Genomic DNA, 15,343 nt, shown 5'->3' with positions numbered 1-15,343 from the left:
AGGGATTATATGTATAGAAAATCACTAACAGTACTATTAGCTGCGGGTATGGTTCTATCAACTGGTACAGTATTTGCACAAACAAACGGGGCAACAAATGCCCAGTCTGACACAGCTTTTGATAACAAAGTTATCAAAAAAATTAGTGCGGACAATATGTATAATACGATTGCCTATCTATCAGAGCAACCGAGGGCTGCTGGTACAGAAGGGGAGCTCCGTGCAGTCAAATACATAGAAAGTCAGTTTAAGAGTCTTGGTTTTGAAACAAAGATTCAGCCTTTTCCCATCTATGATACGGTGCAAAATGTAAAAGTGAAAATTGGTGACAGTGATTTAGGAGGAACACCGCGTGCCCTTAGCGGCAGTATCAGCGGGAAGGTAACGGCCGAACTTGTTAATGTTGGAAAAGCAAAGCCAGAGGAAGTTGGAGAAAGTGTATCTGGGAAAATTGCACTAGTTGAACGTGGGGACATTACCTTTGTTGAAAAGGTTCAGAATGTCCTAAATAAAGGAGCGGTTGGCGTTTTAATGTACAACAACTCACCATCAGGAAATAATTTCGGACAAGTATCAGCGGGGCAAAATATACCTGCTGTAGCCATTACCCAAGCCCAAGGGTTAGAGTTGGTCGAACAGCTTAAAACTAAACAAATCACGTCCACTCTGGAAGTGGGAAAAGTTGAAAGAATCGAAAAGACATCCTACAATGTTATCGCTTCCCTAAAACCAAAAGCTAATAAGGATAATGGTCAAATCGTGACTGTTGGAGCCCATCATGATTCTGTCCCGGGCGGCCCTGGTGCAAACGATGATGCTTCGGGTGTATCAGCTGTGCTGGAACTGGCAAGGATCCTGGCCAAAACGCCAATTGACACTGAAATTCGCTTCCTCACGTTCGGATCTGAGGAAAGAGGGCTCGTTGGATCATCCTTCTATGCAGATTCCCTTCCCAAAGAGGATGTAGACCGCATGGTGGCTCACTTCCAAATGGATATGATAGGCGGACGTGATGCTGGCGAGGATAATCCTGCAGGTGGTTTGATTATGTATACCATTGATGGAAAGAAAAACCTTGTGACGGACCTGGGATCCTCAGCAGGGGCCAGAACGATGGATGTTGCGATTCCTTATGGACAGCTGGGCAGGAGTGACCACCAACCATTCCATGAGCTTGGCATTCCATCCGCCTTGTTTATCCATTCCCCTGTAGAGCCTTGGTATCACCAGCCTACAGATACACTGGATAAGATATCGAAAGAAAAATTGCAGCAAGCAGCTGAAATTGTCGGTGCCAGTGTCTATCAAATTGCCCGTCCGGAAACTCCGGCATTAACAAATGCACGTGTAGCTCCTGGTCCGGTAGACTATGATTTCGATGACCGTCCGGTAGATTAAATACTTCATTGTACAGAATTACGAGATTAATAATGGATCTTGGAGAAAATCAGGAGGGCAGCTGTGTAGTTTACAGATGCTCTCTTCTTATTATCGGACAGCGCCTCTTTGGTTCATTCACAGTTAGAACATGGATATATTACTTGCGACTTAGAAAGCGTTATGAGTTTAGTTTGTAACCTAAAATTTCAAAAAACGCTCATCCTTTAAAGTTTGAGCTGTTTTTGGATTTCTATCTATTGATTGTTGAAATTATTTCTGTGAAGTAGTTTTGGAGAGGTACACTGATAATATTGAGTATTTACAGTGGGAATGGTATTGGAGTTGAATAAGCATGTATGTTTTATTCCATATTTCATATAGGATTTTCACTAGACTTTGAGCTTAGAAATTGTGGTTGAAACGGCAAAAGAGAACGATTTGAGTCCCTATCATTATCTTCGTTATTTGTTTGAGGGCTTAATGGAACGTTCACTTCTGTTGTTGTCGATTTCTAAATGCCCTTCCAAATTAAAAAGCTTCAAGATGTTTCCATTGATTCAAACAATAAGTGATAGCTTTTCCTAGCGCACTTTTTTTATTCATATAGCCGTGAAAAAAGGTCCAGAATGGACCTCTTTTTTCCAGTCGCTGCCCATGTCGTTCTGTAGGGTCGACAAGTATTAGCTTTCATTCGATAGAATAGAGTTGATTACAGAAATACACCCCTTCGCTCGCCTTCACCTTTTTTTCCTTTCTGTGAATCAGGTAAAGCCTTTAAGGCTTCATCAAACTTACGTCTGGCATGCGCCCAACATCCCACAAGGGTGACATCCGGTACTTGATTGTAACTACTATATCCATCCACTTGTAAATAACCTTGATAACCCGTTAAAAAACGTTTCGGGTGTTCGCCTGCTCTTGTTGGTTGATAGTCATAGAGAACAATGGGGATATCATCTCGCCCTGTGCGATATAGGACTTGGTAGTTGCGGCACGACCAGGTTCACGTAAGACTTGGAAGGTTGTTTCATCCGCATGAAGGATGGTTCGAGCAAGTAGATGCTCATGCATCCGTTTATACAACACGATTTTTTAATTATTATTGTTACGAATCTCCTTATTGTTACAAGCATATAGTTTATAGAATTTATGATTATTAATGCATAAGGGGTGAATAGATTGAAAAAGGTAGGAAAAGATGATTTTGTTTCTGGGTTTGTTCCACATCATAATCATGGATCCGTTGATTATACATCTGTAGAGGACGGCCATGTCCATCAATGTCTGGATGTAACATCCCCGCCAATTCCATCACAAGAGGGAGAACATATTCACTATACAGAAGGATATGTGGTATTTGAGGACGGGCATAACCATTATTATAAGGCATATTCGGGACCAGCCATTCCTGTTGGAAATGGAATGCACGTTCATTATTATGATTTTTACACAACAGAAGATGATGGGCATAAACATCGAGTTAAAGGGGTCGACCAACCTGCTCCAGGGAATAAATAAAGGTGATGATATACCAAAAGAAAAAATCAGGGAATTGATGGCCCCCATGATTTGTCAGACTACACAATTAATACTCTTCATGCGTCTCTTCCTTTTTTGGATAATTCTAGTGGGGTTTCATCCGGTTCAATGTGCATTTATTGCCCGTGGTTCTTCAAATAAACTGTGAGAAATTATTTAACGAAGTTTAGGAGCGAAATTATTAATTGCCCCATTTCTCAGTGTCAAACGAGAAATGGGGCTTTTTTCACTTCATAATCACTCCCTTTATGCGTAAACCAAAGTTCACAAAACACAAAAAATGAATCATTTAAAAGGTAAATTATTATTAACATAAAATTGGTGCTTCTCACTCCGAGTTGTTTCGCAGCTTTTTAAGCCAAGAATCTCATATATCGTAAAAAGTCTGATCATTCTTTAACGTTTTCAAAATATGCTTAGTCAGCATTGACGCATCATCCGTGTTTTTCCAAACTGCCGATATGGAACTGGATAATTCAGAGTTATCAATGCTCAAGGCTTTAACTTTGCTTTTTCCCAACAAACTCACCATATCTTTCGGCATGAGGGCAACGCCTAAGTTATTGGATATAAGGTTAGCGATCGTTAATAATTCAGATCCTTTACATAATTCCTTAGGTGAAAATCCCGCAGTCAGACAAGCCTTTTCCAAAAGGAATTGAAGGGAGTGTGCTTGGACGGCATCATAATGGATAAAAGGTTCGTCTCTTGCTTCGTATAAGTGTATAGCATCCTTTTGGGCAAGTGGATGATCAATGGAAACGACTAATTGTAAAGGGAACCTTTTGAATTCAATCATACTTAATTCTTCATTAGCAATGTTGTTATTGTGAATGGGCGTTCGGATGAAACCGATGTGATAATTTTGTTGGTTTACGAGCTTCACCGCTCTTGAGGATGTTGTTTCATGCAGGTAAAAATCTGTTTCCGGGTATTCCCCCACTATCTTTTTCAATAACTTCGGGATATATATGCTAGCTGCAGAGGGGACAGTAGCAATCTTCATTTTAGGCTTGGGGATGGTTTTATTTTCAACTATGTAATTCACTGTTTTCTCAATATCTTCAAAGGAAGGGGCAAGTTTTTTATAGATGTACTCTCCTTCTTCCGTCAATGTAATTTTTCTTGTCGTTCGATTTAATAGTTTAAAGCCTAATTGTTTTTCGAGGGATAAAATCTGTTGGCTAAGTCCGGGCTGGGATATATGCAGGGTTTTGGAAGCCTCACTGAAACTAAGATGGTTAGAAACCTCTATAAAATATCGGAGGGATAGGAAATTCAAACAATCACCCACTTCAGTTAGATTTGAAAAACACACTCAAAATGGCTGGTAAATGGAAGGCTGGACCTTTAATATTCCCTCTCAAACAATGACAGAATATAACGATTAAAGGCTAGATATATGTTGAAAATTTGTAATTTTATAATTAAGACTTATAAGTTTATAACAATAATATATTTCTAAAACGGAAGAGTCAATATTATCCTTAAATTAAGGATAAAAATGTAATAAAGAGGAAATGAATCGTTAAATAACAGAATTTTTCGAATTCGGGCAGGTGTTTTTACGCATCTATGCTTGTTTACTTGATATAAATAAAACTTTTTAATCGATATGGGGCTTTTGGCTATTGTGTCAAATTTTGCGAAAAAAAGGAAAATTGAGGTGGCCGGTAGAATAATAATAGTATCGTCTCTTGAGATGATGAAAAACAATGAGGGGGGAGTTTTATGAAAAAGTTTAATAAGTACTTTTTATTGGTTATGATTCTGACAGTTACCGGTATTATCACGGCCTGCGGAGACAGTAAGGAAAAGGCATCCGGCAGCGGAGACCAAAATCTGAGTTTGCTGACTGGTGGAACGGGAGGTACATACTATCCACTTGGGGGACAAATTGGAAAAATCATTTCCGATAAAACAAAAGCGAAAATAACACCTCAGACATCTGGTGCCTCGGCTGAGAACATGGAAACTTTAAGAGCTGGAGAAGCTGAAATCGCTTTCTCGCAAACGGATATCGCTTCATATGCACTTGAAGGAAAAGAAATGTTCGACGGGAAACCTATAGACAATATACAAGCGATCAGCTCTTTATATCCTGAAACGGTTCAAATTGTAACGACGGCAAAGAGTGGAATCAAATCAGTCGAGGATTTGAAAGGTAAAAAGGTATCAGTAGGTGCACCGGGTTCTGGTGCTTACATCAATGCCATGCAAATCCTGGAGATCCATGGATTGACTGAGAAAGATATTAAAGGACAAAATCTTTCTTTCGATGAGTCGACGGAAGGAATCCAGGCAGGAAGTATTGACGCAGCTTTCATTACGGCCGGAACACCAACGGGTGCGGTTGATGCGTTATCCGTACAAAATGATATTATTATCCTGCCTATTGCAGAGGACAAGATTCAAGCGTTGGTTAAAAAATACCCATACTATTCAGAAGACACGATTCCAAGTGGTACGTATAAAATCAAATCTGAAGTGAAAACAGTTGCTGTTAAAGCAATGTTAGTGGTTACAAAGGATCTTGATGAAGATTTAGTGTATGAAATGACAAAAGCGGTATATGACAACACGGATAAAATCACACATGCCAAAGGCAAGTTCATTACAGCAGAGACTGCACTTGAAGGATTAGGGGATATGGAAGTTCACCCTGGCGCAGCAAAATATTTTAAAGAAAAAGGTGTTTCCAAGTAATGAAATGTGGTCGGTAGCTCGCTATATGTGGCCTATCGGCCTCGTTTTTTCTAAATGGAATTTCAGATTTTGAAAGGGGTACCTATGAGATTCAAGAGATTCATGGCTTTTGGTACACCTCTGATCATCGCTTTTCTATTATTTTTTCCGTATAAGCATGTAATTGCATTTTCCTACCAGGACCAAGGGAAATTAGTCGCATACTTGCCATTGAAAAGAGAAAAAAACTTCCAGATTAAGTATACACACTCCATCCACCTCTCGGAGGTACTGGAATCATATCGTTTATCCGATAAGCAAATCGAACAAACCGAACTAGCTTATCATGATTTTGCTGTCGGTATGCCTTCTAATGCAGAGGGGGAAGAAGTATTCGAAGAGAAAGACGGTACTTACTTCATAAAAAATATGAATCGCAGTTTCGCTTATATAGATTTACGAGTAGGAAAAGTTAGAGCTAACCATCGACTAGTATATGATGAAAAAACATACACATTGGCAGACTTTATTAAGCCTGGAACATGGGTCAGGATTTCATCGGAAAGAATTTCAATATGGGAACAGTTGAAAGGAGTGAAGATTCATGGCTGATAAGGAAAAAACCAAGTATTTAACTGAAGCGGAACAACAGGAGTTATTGGAAAAGTACGATCCTGAAGCTGGGACAAGGAAATTAACCGGCGTCTTGGGACACATTGTATTTTTTGGACTCTTAGCTTTTTCGTTATTCCAATTATATACTGCTATTTTTGGTGTTTTTACAGCACAAATCCAACGGACGATACATTTAGGGTTTGCACTCTCCTTGATTTTTTTACTTTTTCCTGCAAACCGGAAGAAGCGTCAAAAAGGAAAATTTCAAGTTGCTTGGTACGATATCATTTTAGCAATCCTTAGTATAGGCGTAGGTGTATATTGGCCATTATTTTTCGAGGATATCGTCATGAATGTAGGTCGTTTAGGCGCTGTGGATTTTGCGGTTGGCTTAATGGCCATTCTGCTAGTTTTAGAGGCAACTAGGCGTGCAGTAGGGCTTCCTATTATGGTTATTGCTTTATTATTCGTTTTCTATGGAATTTTTGGTCAGTATATGCCAGGATTCCTCTCTCATCGAGGTTTAACGCTGGAACGTTTGGTGCAAACGATGTTCTTCTCGACAGAGGGCATTTTAGGTACGCCGTTAGCGGTTTCATCGACATTCATCTTCCTATTTTTATTATTTGGTTCCTTTCTTGTCCGAACGGGTGTCGGTCAATACTTCAATGATCTTGCAACGTCTATTGCCGGTAGAAGGATAGGGGGACCTGCGAAGGTTGCGATTTTTTCCAGTGCTCTGCAAGGAACGATCAGCGGAAGCTCTGTAGCTAATGTTGTCACTTCAGGATCCTTTACGATACCGATGATGAAAAATCTTGGATACAAGAAGGAATTCGCCGGGGCAGTGGAAGCAGCCGCGTCTACTGGCGGTCAATTAATGCCTCCGATAATGGGGGCGGCGGCATTTTTAATGGTTGAATTCATTGGAAATGGGATTACGTATTGGGATATAGCAAAGGCGGCTACGATTCCAGCTATCCTTTACTTTTCAGGAATTTGGATCATGACCCATTTTGAAGCTAAACGACTTGGATTGCGTGGATTAACGAAAGAAGAAATGCCAAATAAAAAGGAAGTGATCAGCAAACTTTATTTGTTAATTCCGATCATTGCCATTATCTTCTTGCTCATGCTGAATATAACGGTTACACATGCAGCCTTGTATTCCATTATTATTTCGGTTCTTGTAGGATTCATAAACAAGGATGTCCGCATGAAATTCATCGATATCATTTATGCATTGGTTGATGGAGCCCGGACAGCACTTGCAGTTGCAGCTGCAACTGCAGCAGCCGGCATTATTGTAGGAATAGTTACGAAAACGGGGCTTGGGCTGAAATTGGCAAATGGATTAATCGATTTCTCTGGTGGATATTTAATTCCAACTCTGATGCTAACGATGGTAGCGGCAATTATTTTGGGAATGGGATCACCTACAACTGCCAACTATGTGATCACCTCGACGATTGCAGCACCTGCGATCATTTTGCTTGGCGTCCCTGATTTATCTGCACATCTATTTGTCTTCTATTTTGGCATTATAGCAGATATAACTCCTCCAGTTGCATTAGCGGCATTTGCAGCGGCGGGGGTAGCGGGCAGTGAACCGATAAAAACGGGGATACAGTCATCGAAACTTGCTATTGCTGCATTTATCATTCCGTATATTTTTGTTCTCTCTCCACAATTACTTATGATCGATACAACTTGGATGGAGGTCGCCTGGGTCGTTCTTACAGCGATGTCAGGAATGATTGCAATTGGTGCTGGAGTTATAGGTTACTGGATGAGGGGGATGCACTGGATAGAAAGAATCCTCGCTATAATCGTTGGTTTACTATTAATCTATCCTGAAACGATATCGGACATCGTTGGGTTAACTGCATTTATCGTTTTGCTGGCTTTACAATATCTTGGGAAGAGCGACAAATACGACAGCCCCAATATCTTGGAACATAAGCAAAGTATAGAGAAAAATTGAGGCTTCTTATTATCAATCCGGATGTAAAGGTTAGTTGAAGAGTCATGGTGAAAATTCGGGGGGGTGATTTTTTGAATTAAAATCATCATTGAGAGAACTTATCCAACAGCCAAAGGGAATGTGCATACTGCTTCAATTTAGAGATTAACGAGCATATTCCCGACTTGCAGATTGAGGGTCATCTGTATATCCAATTGCCGTATGGTGAAATTCCAATTTTGTTTTTGAAAGGAGACTAATTCATGAAATTCTTAAAAAGTTTTATTTTAGTTACTTTCAGTTTCTTTTGTATGATCACACCAGCTTTTGCAAGTGTCCCTGGAGTGGATAAGTCAATGGGAAAGGGTGCAACAAAAGGAATCGTATCAGTTTCTCATCCGTTAGCAGCTGAAGCGGGTATAAAGATACTAAAACAAGGTGGAAATGCAGTCGATGCAGCAGCTGCCATTCAATTATCGTTAAATGTAGTGGAGCCAATGATGTCTGGAATCGGCGGCGGTGGTTTTATGATGATCTATAATAAAAAGGAAAATAAAATAACGATGATCGATAGTCGCGAAATGGCACCGCAAAATGTTACGCCTGAACTTTTTTTAGATGCAAAGGGAAAACCTATTCCTTTTAGTAAACGGCACATAACTGGGAAAGCCGTTGCTGTTCCCGGAACACTTTTGGGGGTAGAAACTGCTCTTGAGAAATATGGAACATTGAAATTATCACAAGTTATGGACCAGGCTATTTTACAAGCGGAAAAAGGGGTAAAAGTCAATTGGGCGACAGCGCAATATATCGATGAAAATGCAAAAAAACTTGAAAATAACCCAGCCGCTGCAAAAGTTTTTGTGCCAAATGGAAAACCATTGGTAGAGGGAGATACCCTCGTTCAGCCAGATCTGGCAAAGACCCTTAAGTTAATAAAAAAACAAGGTTCTAACGTTTTTTATAAAGGTGAAATCGGAGAAGCACTCACCAAAGAAGTCCAAAAACGTGAAGGAACGATGACAAAAGAGGATTTGGAAAACTATGTGGTGAAAGAGAGAGAACCAATTAGATCGGAATATAGGGGCTTTGAAGTGGTGGGGGCAGCTTCACCAAGTTCAGGCAGTTTGACGATCCAACAAATCCTGAAGCTTATGGAAGGATACGATGTACAAAAGATGGGGGCTAACTCCCCTGAGTATCTTCATTATCTAACGGAAGCCATGCATCTCGCATATGCCGATCGAGCTGCCTATATGGCAGATGAAGATTTTTATGATGTACCTAAAAAAGGACTATTGGATGAAGATTATATAAAAGAAAGAAGAAAACTCATTAATCCAAATAGATCAACAGCTGATGTCAAAGAAGGCGATCCATGGAAGTATGAGGGCAAAGAACCGACTTCAATGAAGAAGGTAAAGGAAGAGAAGACCCCGATCGGACAAACGACTCACTTTTCTGTAATGGATAAATGGGGAAATATGGTTGCTTATACGACTACAATCGAGCAAGTATTCGGTTCCGGTATCATGGTACCTGATTATGGATTCATGCTTAATAATGAAATGACGGACTTTGATGCCACACCAGGGGGCGTTAACCAGGTGGAACCAAGAAAGAGACCAAGAAGCAGTATGTCCCCGACCTTCGTTTTAAAAGATGGCAATCCCTTCATGGCCATTGGTTCACCAGGCGGAGCGACGATAATAGCATCGGTATCTGAAACGATTATGAATGTGCTAGATCATCATATGCCAATTCAAGATGCCATACTAGCTCCACGTATTTATTCTGCTGGTTTTCCGACAGTTAGATGGGAACCGGGAATTGAACAAAATACAAGGTTGGAGTTAATGGCAAAAGGCCATGTTTATGAAGAAAAACCACAACATATCGGTAATGTGCAAGCTGTTATTTTTGATTATGAAACAGGGAAAATGTATGGAGGAGCCGACAATACGAGAGAAGGAACTGTTCAAGGAGTGTATAATGTTTCCTATAAAGCGAAAAAGCCAAAAGAAATAAAAGAAGAAAAGAAGGGACCGTTTACCTTAAAGGTTAATGGAGCCGTTTATCCTTATTCAGCTGAACAAATGAAACTGATAGATGAAAAACCCTATATTCAATCAGACAAATTGCTGCTTGGATTGGGTGTAATTGGAACAGGGGACTTAGGAATATTTAAAGCAGATAAAAAATCGTATTTACCGGTGTTAAAAGTAGCTAAATCATTAGGATATAAAACAAAATGGAACGAAAAAGACAAAGAGGCACTATTGGAAAAAGATCCTGCGGATTTTGTAGATCCCGACGATGATGGTACCATCACGAATTGATTTTATCCTGACAATATAACAAGTCCAGACAGGGATTCCTTTAGAAAGATGTAAATAAGGAAATTGGAAGTGAAATGGTTCAGACTAATGATATTCCCCTTGTGCATTGTGCAGAAGAGGAATTTTTTTTGTGCAATTTTCAGTGAAGTTTTGCTTTTTTAGTAGCCGTTTCTATCTCTCTCATTAAAAAAGCTATGTATCTCCTCAACTAACTTACATACCGCAGGAGACAGATATCGATCTTTCAAATAGGCCAGGTATACAGTCCTTTCCAAAAAATTCGAATCTATTGCACGAATTGCAGTATGGGTTGTTGCAACGGATTTTACATAGCTTTCCGGTAAAATTGTAACACCAAGTCCTTCTTCCACCAAACTGCAAGCTGTTTCAAGTCTTTCTATTTCGTAAATAATGTTTGGAAGTGCCTTTTCATTCTTGAATGCTTTTAAGATATCATCTCTTGTTTGAAATCCAGTTGTACTGATGATTAATTCTTTCTTTGCAAGGTCTTGGAAAGTGATAGACTCTTTTTCGTTTAATTCGTCATCTTTATGGACCAAAAGCACGAATTTTTCATTGTATAGGGGTGCAGACATGATTTCCTCGTTGTTAATTGGCTGATTCGTGATAGTGAAATGAACATTAAACCGATTTAACGATTCGATAACCTTTTCTTCACCCAATATTTCCCTGACCTTAAAATGGATATTAGGATAATTGATTTTAAAATTCCTGATTATCCTCGGGAACCAAACTTTGAATGATTCAATGGAACCTATAGATATTGTTCCACTTCCAACATGCTTCATCTCCTCAAGTTCCACTTGCAAATTATTGAATCTTCTTAACAAATCCACTGATCTCGTATAAAAAATCCCCCCTGCTTCCGTAAGGTCAAGTCCCCTTGTATTACGTTCCAAAAGCTGAAAACTAACTTCTTTTTCTAATTTCATTATGGCATTACTTAAGGAAGGTTGAGATATATGCAGTATTTTAGCAGCTTTAGAGTAATTCTTTTCCTGGACAACGGTAGTGAAATAACGTAGTTGGCGAAGATCCATATATCCTCCTTTCTATAGTTTAAAACTATAGATATATTAAAATTTTGTATTGGTAATTATATATTATCTCAATTATAATTTTAAAAAAAGATATTTCAGAATTTTTTTAATAAAGGAGAAATTATGTATAATAAACCGATTTTAGAATATTGGAATGGAAGGGTTGATTCCCATTCTGAAATGGACAGCTTAAGGTACCACCAAAGAGTGCGTTTGTCACCGATTTCGGAATTAACCACCTCTTCCAAAGCATCCAGAACCTTTGGAATGATTGGCTTCAAATGTGATGAAGGCGTCAAAAGGAATAAAGGCAGGATTGGTGCTGCAGAGGGCCCTGATCATATAAGGCAGTCCTTGGCAAAATTACCATGTCATTTATCCTCTCGAACCGAGCTGGTGGATGCTGGAAATGTAATCTGTGAAGGTTCAGAGATGGAGGATGCCCAATTTCAACTGGGATCAGCTGTTGCCCAGATATTGGAGAGTAAAGCGATTCCTATCATACTTGGGGGAGGACATGAAACCCTTTATGGTCATTATCTTGGGATAAGGAAACACGTTGGACCAAAGGCTAGATTGGGGATTATTAATATTGATGCTCACTTTGATATGAGGCCTTATGAAAAAGAAAGTTCATCAGGAACGATGTTTAAACAGATTTTGGACGAAGATCAGAGTTGTGGATATTTATGTGTCGGAATTCAGAAACAGGGAAATACGAAGGCCCTGTTTGAAACTGCTGAGAGGAGTAAGGTCGACTACATATTGGAAGAAGATTTGTCATTGAACGAAATGGATGAAACCAAGCAGCGGATTAATGAATTCGTTAAGAAAAATGACTTCATCATTCTTACATTATGTACTGACGTTATTGATTCAGCCTACGCACCTGGGGTAAGTGCACCCTCTCCATTTGGACTGAATCCGAAATTGGTCCGGGCCATTATTAGGCATGTCGTATCAAACGAAAAGATCCTTTCCTTTGATATCGCGGAAGTGAATCCTTCGTTGGACGAAAATAATAAAACCGTTACATTGGCAGCACATTTAATAAATGAGGTATTGCTGCATTTTAAATAATAAATTATACATCTGGGGGCAGACATATGATGAATCTGGAATTAAATCAAATCACGACTTTATTTCTCGCCGTATCACTGCTTTTGGCGGGTGGACTGTTAATTAGGAAGATCCCCATCTTAAAAAGATTTTGCATACCGGCTCCAGTAGTGGGAGGATTATTGTTCGCAATACTTGTGACAATCTTTAGACAGGCTGGATTGATCAATTTAACATTGGATACTACTTTACAAAGCCTTTTCATGCTTACTTTCTTTACAACTGTCGGTTTAGGGGCAAGCTTTAAACTTGTAAAGCTAGGTGGGAAACTGCTCGTCATTTACTGGCTGGCTTGTGGCGCTCTGGCTCTTTTTCAGAGTATGATAGGAGTTTCACTTGCAACCGTACTTGATTTAGAGCCTTTATTAGGAGTAGTAATGGGCCCCATCTCGATGGAAGGAGGCCATGGTGCAGCTACTGCATTTGGCGGGACAATTGAAGATCTTGGGGTTAGTTCCGCTTTATCCATCGGACTTGCAGCAGCAACGTTTGGCTTGGTTGCAGGAGGGTTAGCTGGTGGTCCATCCGTTAAATATTTAATCACAAAGTATAAATTACAGCCATCCGAAGCGGATATTAATGATGAAGTGGCGGCAGCCGTGGAAGCGAACGCAGATTCATCCAAAGGGATCAACGCCCAAAACTTCATGATCCAGATTCTGATTATAACATTCTGTATGGCAGCAGGTTCTTACTTAGGAGAGCTTTTCTCGAGTTCAACCGGTTTTGTTTTGCCAAGCTATGTAGGCGCAATGTTTGTAGCGGTTATCGTTAGAAATATTCTTGATGGTTTTAAAAGAGAAGCTGTCGATATGAAAAGCATCGATCTAATCGGAGACGTAACATTGGGAATTTTTCTATCTATGGCCTTAATGAGCATAAAACTATGGGAAGTGGCCGATTTAGCATTGCCGATGCTTCTAATTGTTTTCGTCCAGGTATTTTTCATAGTACTTCTTGGTACATTGGTATTATTCAGATTACTAGGTAAGAATTATGATGCAGCTGTCATGGTTGGTGGCTTTATCGGACATGGATTAGGGGCAACTCCCAACGCAATGGCAAATATGTCTGCCATTACAGGTCAATTTGGTCCTTCGAGAAGAGCGTTTCTTATTGTACCGATTGTAGGGGCATTCCTTATCGACCTTTTTGCTATCCCTATTATCATTACCAGTATAAATTTGTTGAAGTAAAAAACCTTCAGACCAGACTGTCTTTGATTTTATTCATGGACAGTCTTTTTTATCTATATGATAATTCGAATGTAAATGGAAGATTACAAGCTTCCTTTACTATGAAATTAGGGTCTCGGATTGCTTCGGGTGATTAATCTTAAAGGTAATCAAGTTAAATGGAACAACTGTATAGACTCCTTATTAATGGATTAACCACGACTCTGCTAAAGGTCAATAATGATACTTGTAGGTTTTTGGTTTATAATAACAACCATCTAGCCTTATGAGGGGGGATCCTATGAATGAATATAATGTAACGGTCAGGAATGGCAGTACCTTAATTTTGTCGGAAATCATTAAAGCTGAAGATGAAAGAGAAGTCCTTGGCACACTTTTGATTTCCAGCGAATTATTTAATCAACCATTTACCGACATCAGGATTTTAGAACGCTGATTTGTACCTGCCCGTTCCATTTGTTACACTGTAATAAATCTTAAAACGGTAGGCGATATTATGTGCGGACGTTTCACCCTTTTCACTGACATTGAAGAAATAAAAGACCGGTTCGATATTCAAGGATCATTTGATAAAGAATACCAATTCAGTTACAATATTGCACCTTCCCACTCCGTGCTCTCCGTCATTAATGACGGGGCTAGGAATCGACTTGGATATCTTCGGTGGGGACTCATTCCTTTTTGGGCAAAAGATGAAAAAGTGGGCTATAAAATGATCAATGCCAGAGCGGAATCCATTGCTGAGAAGGCAAGCTTCAAGAATGCGTATAAGATGAAACGATGCTTGATAATCGCTGATTCCTTTTATGAGTGGAAGAAGGAACCCGAGCGAAAAATACCCATGCGAATAAAGCTTAAGAATCATGCTCCATTTGGTATGGCCGGTCTCTGGGAATCCTGGAAATCTCCAGAGGGCATCAACATTTATTCGTGCTCAGTTATAACGACCGTTCCTAATGAGCTAGTGGCCAGCATTCATGATCGTATGCCTGTCATCCTTAAGCCTGAAGATGAAAAGAATTGGTTGAATCCGTCCATTAATGATCCTGCATATCTGCAGCAGTATTTAAAATCATTCGATTCTGAACAGATGGAAGCATTTGAGGTATCGACTGATGTGAACTCAACTAAAAATAATTCACCTAACCTGATACAACAAATTTGCTGAGAGGTCTTTTCATTAGACCTCTTTTTATTTTAGTTCCTTTCTGATAAAAAGACAGAATTTGGGGCATGATCCGACTATAACAAGTAAATCATTATTGAAAAAATCTTATTTACTGCACATGTAAAAGTCCATTTATAATATTAAGGTCCACATGTGAAATACTTATAAACTAAACCTTGCGAAAATACATAAAATGCTGTACTCTTATATTTGCTTTTCAATATGGCTTCAATGTCACTTCCCGAGAGGGGATCATGTAAACTTGGAGCGGTTCAGCA

The 15,343-nt window shown here is 39.4% G+C and carries 12 protein-coding genes and 2 pseudogenes; 11 read left to right on the top strand and 3 right to left on the bottom strand.

Annotated elements, in window-relative coordinates; translation table 11 throughout:
- Positions 1–9: 9 nt before the first annotated feature.
- Both ACQKKK_RS13535 and ACQKKK_RS13530 read left to right on the top strand, forming a co-directional pair.
- Entirely contained in the window at positions 10–1,398 is a 1,389-nt protein-coding gene (locus tag ACQKKK_RS13535; RefSeq protein ID WP_427616654.1) for a M28 family peptidase, read from the top strand.
- A 393-nt stretch (positions 1,399–1,791) separates the two neighbouring features.
- Positions 1,792–1,860, top strand: a pseudogene (locus ACQKKK_RS13530) (transposase domain-containing protein); the annotation flags it as partial.
- Here ACQKKK_RS13530 and tnpC read toward each other — a convergent pair.
- Positions 1,854–2,466: pseudogene (gene tnpC, locus ACQKKK_RS13525) on the bottom strand (IS66 family transposase); the annotation flags it as partial. The pseudogenes ACQKKK_RS13530 and tnpC sit on opposite strands and share 7 nt — an antisense overlap.
- Before the next feature lie 93 nt (positions 2,467–2,559).
- On the opposite strand from tnpC, the gene ACQKKK_RS13520 reads away from it, so the two are divergent.
- Positions 2,560–2,898 carry a YmaF family protein gene (locus tag ACQKKK_RS13520; protein WP_427616653.1) on the top strand — a complete coding sequence of 113 codons (339 nt, stop codon included), beginning with the start codon at positions 2,560–2,562 and terminating at the stop codon, positions 2,896–2,898.
- Positions 2,899–3,286: 388 nt separating this feature from the next.
- On the opposite strand, the gene ACQKKK_RS13515 is transcribed toward ACQKKK_RS13520, so the two are convergent.
- On the bottom strand, positions 3,287–4,201 hold the full coding sequence (locus ACQKKK_RS13515; protein ID WP_427616652.1) for a LysR family transcriptional regulator: 915 nt from the start codon (positions 4,199–4,201) through the stop codon (positions 3,287–3,289).
- A gap of 449 nt (positions 4,202–4,650) precedes the next feature.
- Here ACQKKK_RS13515 and ACQKKK_RS13510 point away from each other — a divergent pair, with 449 nt between their 5' ends.
- From ACQKKK_RS13510 to ggt, 4 genes are all read left to right on the top strand, one after another.
- Positions 4,651–5,625 carry a TAXI family TRAP transporter solute-binding subunit gene (locus tag ACQKKK_RS13510; RefSeq protein WP_427616651.1) on the top strand — a complete coding sequence of 325 codons (975 nt, stop codon included), beginning with the start codon at positions 4,651–4,653 and terminating at the stop codon, positions 5,623–5,625.
- An 84-nt stretch (positions 5,626–5,709) separates the two neighbouring features.
- Positions 5,710–6,216 carry a DUF1850 domain-containing protein gene (locus ACQKKK_RS13505; protein WP_427616650.1) on the top strand — a complete coding sequence of 169 codons (507 nt, stop codon included), beginning with the start codon at positions 5,710–5,712 and terminating at the stop codon, positions 6,214–6,216.
- Positions 6,209–8,203 carry a TRAP transporter permease gene (locus ACQKKK_RS13500; RefSeq protein ID WP_427616649.1) on the top strand — a complete coding sequence of 665 codons (1,995 nt, stop codon included), beginning with the start codon at positions 6,209–6,211 and terminating at the stop codon, positions 8,201–8,203. The genes ACQKKK_RS13505 and ACQKKK_RS13500 overlap by 8 nt, the downstream gene beginning before the upstream one ends.
- 242 nt (positions 8,204–8,445) lie before the next feature.
- A complete protein-coding gene (gene ggt, locus ACQKKK_RS13495) occupies positions 8,446–10,521 on the top strand; it encodes a gamma-glutamyltransferase (protein WP_427616648.1) in 2,076 nt (691 codons plus the stop codon).
- Positions 10,522–10,679: 158 nt separating this feature from the next.
- Here ggt and ACQKKK_RS13490 read toward each other — a convergent pair whose 3' ends face one another.
- On the bottom strand, positions 10,680–11,582 hold the full coding sequence (locus ACQKKK_RS13490) for a LysR family transcriptional regulator (RefSeq protein WP_427616647.1): 903 nt from the start codon (positions 11,580–11,582) through the stop codon (positions 10,680–10,682).
- 123 nt (positions 11,583–11,705) lie between these two features.
- Between ACQKKK_RS13490 and hutG the strand changes: the two genes are divergently transcribed.
- The 4 genes from hutG to ACQKKK_RS13470 all read left to right on the top strand — a co-directional run bounded on the left by hutG (position 11,706) and on the right by ACQKKK_RS13470 (position 15,065).
- Positions 11,706–12,662: a formimidoylglutamase gene (gene hutG, locus ACQKKK_RS13485; RefSeq protein ID WP_427616646.1), complete on the top strand. Its 957-nt coding sequence runs from the start codon at positions 11,706–11,708 to the stop codon at positions 12,660–12,662.
- A gap of 29 nt (positions 12,663–12,691) precedes the next feature.
- A complete protein-coding gene (gltS, locus tag ACQKKK_RS13480; protein WP_427616775.1) occupies positions 12,692–13,897 on the top strand; it encodes a sodium/glutamate symporter in 1,206 nt (401 codons plus the stop codon).
- Between the two features lie 280 nt (positions 13,898–14,177).
- The gene (locus ACQKKK_RS13475; protein WP_155727292.1) at positions 14,178–14,333 is read left to right on the top strand and encodes a hypothetical protein; all 156 of its coding nucleotides are present in this window, start codon (positions 14,178–14,180) and stop codon (positions 14,331–14,333) included.
- 60 nt (positions 14,334–14,393) lie between these two features.
- The gene (locus ACQKKK_RS13470; RefSeq protein ID WP_427616645.1) at positions 14,394–15,065 is read left to right on the top strand and encodes an SOS response-associated peptidase; all 672 of its coding nucleotides are present in this window, start codon (positions 14,394–14,396) and stop codon (positions 15,063–15,065) included.
- Positions 15,066–15,343 lie beyond the last annotated feature (278 nt).

The organism is Peribacillus sp. NPDC006672 (assembly GCF_050274955.1).
Lineage (GTDB): Bacteria > Bacillota > Bacilli > Bacillales > DSM-1321 > Peribacillus.
This window is presented reverse-complemented; position numbering and strand designations above follow the sequence as displayed.

What these genes read in the sequence shown, in the direction of transcription:
- ggt (WP_427616648.1), top strand. Translation starts at nt 8,446, where the DNA reads ATGAAATTCTTAAAAAGTTTTATTTTAGTTACTTTCAGTTTCTTTTGT.
- ACQKKK_RS13535 (WP_427616654.1), top strand. Translation starts at nt 10, where the DNA reads ATGTATAGAAAATCACTAACAGTACTATTAGCTGCGGGTATGGTTCTA.
- ACQKKK_RS13510 (WP_427616651.1), top strand. Translation starts at nt 4,651, where the DNA reads ATGAAAAAGTTTAATAAGTACTTTTTATTGGTTATGATTCTGACAGTT.
- ACQKKK_RS13490 (WP_427616647.1), bottom strand. Translation starts at nt 11,582, where the DNA reads ATGGATCTTCGCCAACTACGTTATTTCACTACCGTTGTCCAGGAAAAG.
- ACQKKK_RS13475 (WP_155727292.1), top strand. Translation starts at nt 14,178, where the DNA reads ATGAATGAATATAATGTAACGGTCAGGAATGGCAGTACCTTAATTTTG.
- gltS (WP_427616775.1), top strand. Translation starts at nt 12,692, where the DNA reads ATGAATCTGGAATTAAATCAAATCACGACTTTATTTCTCGCCGTATCA.
- hutG (WP_427616646.1), top strand. Translation starts at nt 11,706, where the DNA reads ATGTATAATAAACCGATTTTAGAATATTGGAATGGAAGGGTTGATTCC.
- ACQKKK_RS13500 (WP_427616649.1), top strand. Translation starts at nt 6,209, where the DNA reads ATGGCTGATAAGGAAAAAACCAAGTATTTAACTGAAGCGGAACAACAG.
- ACQKKK_RS13505 (WP_427616650.1), top strand. Translation starts at nt 5,710, where the DNA reads ATGAGATTCAAGAGATTCATGGCTTTTGGTACACCTCTGATCATCGCT.
- ACQKKK_RS13470 (WP_427616645.1), top strand. Translation starts at nt 14,394, where the DNA reads ATGTGCGGACGTTTCACCCTTTTCACTGACATTGAAGAAATAAAAGAC.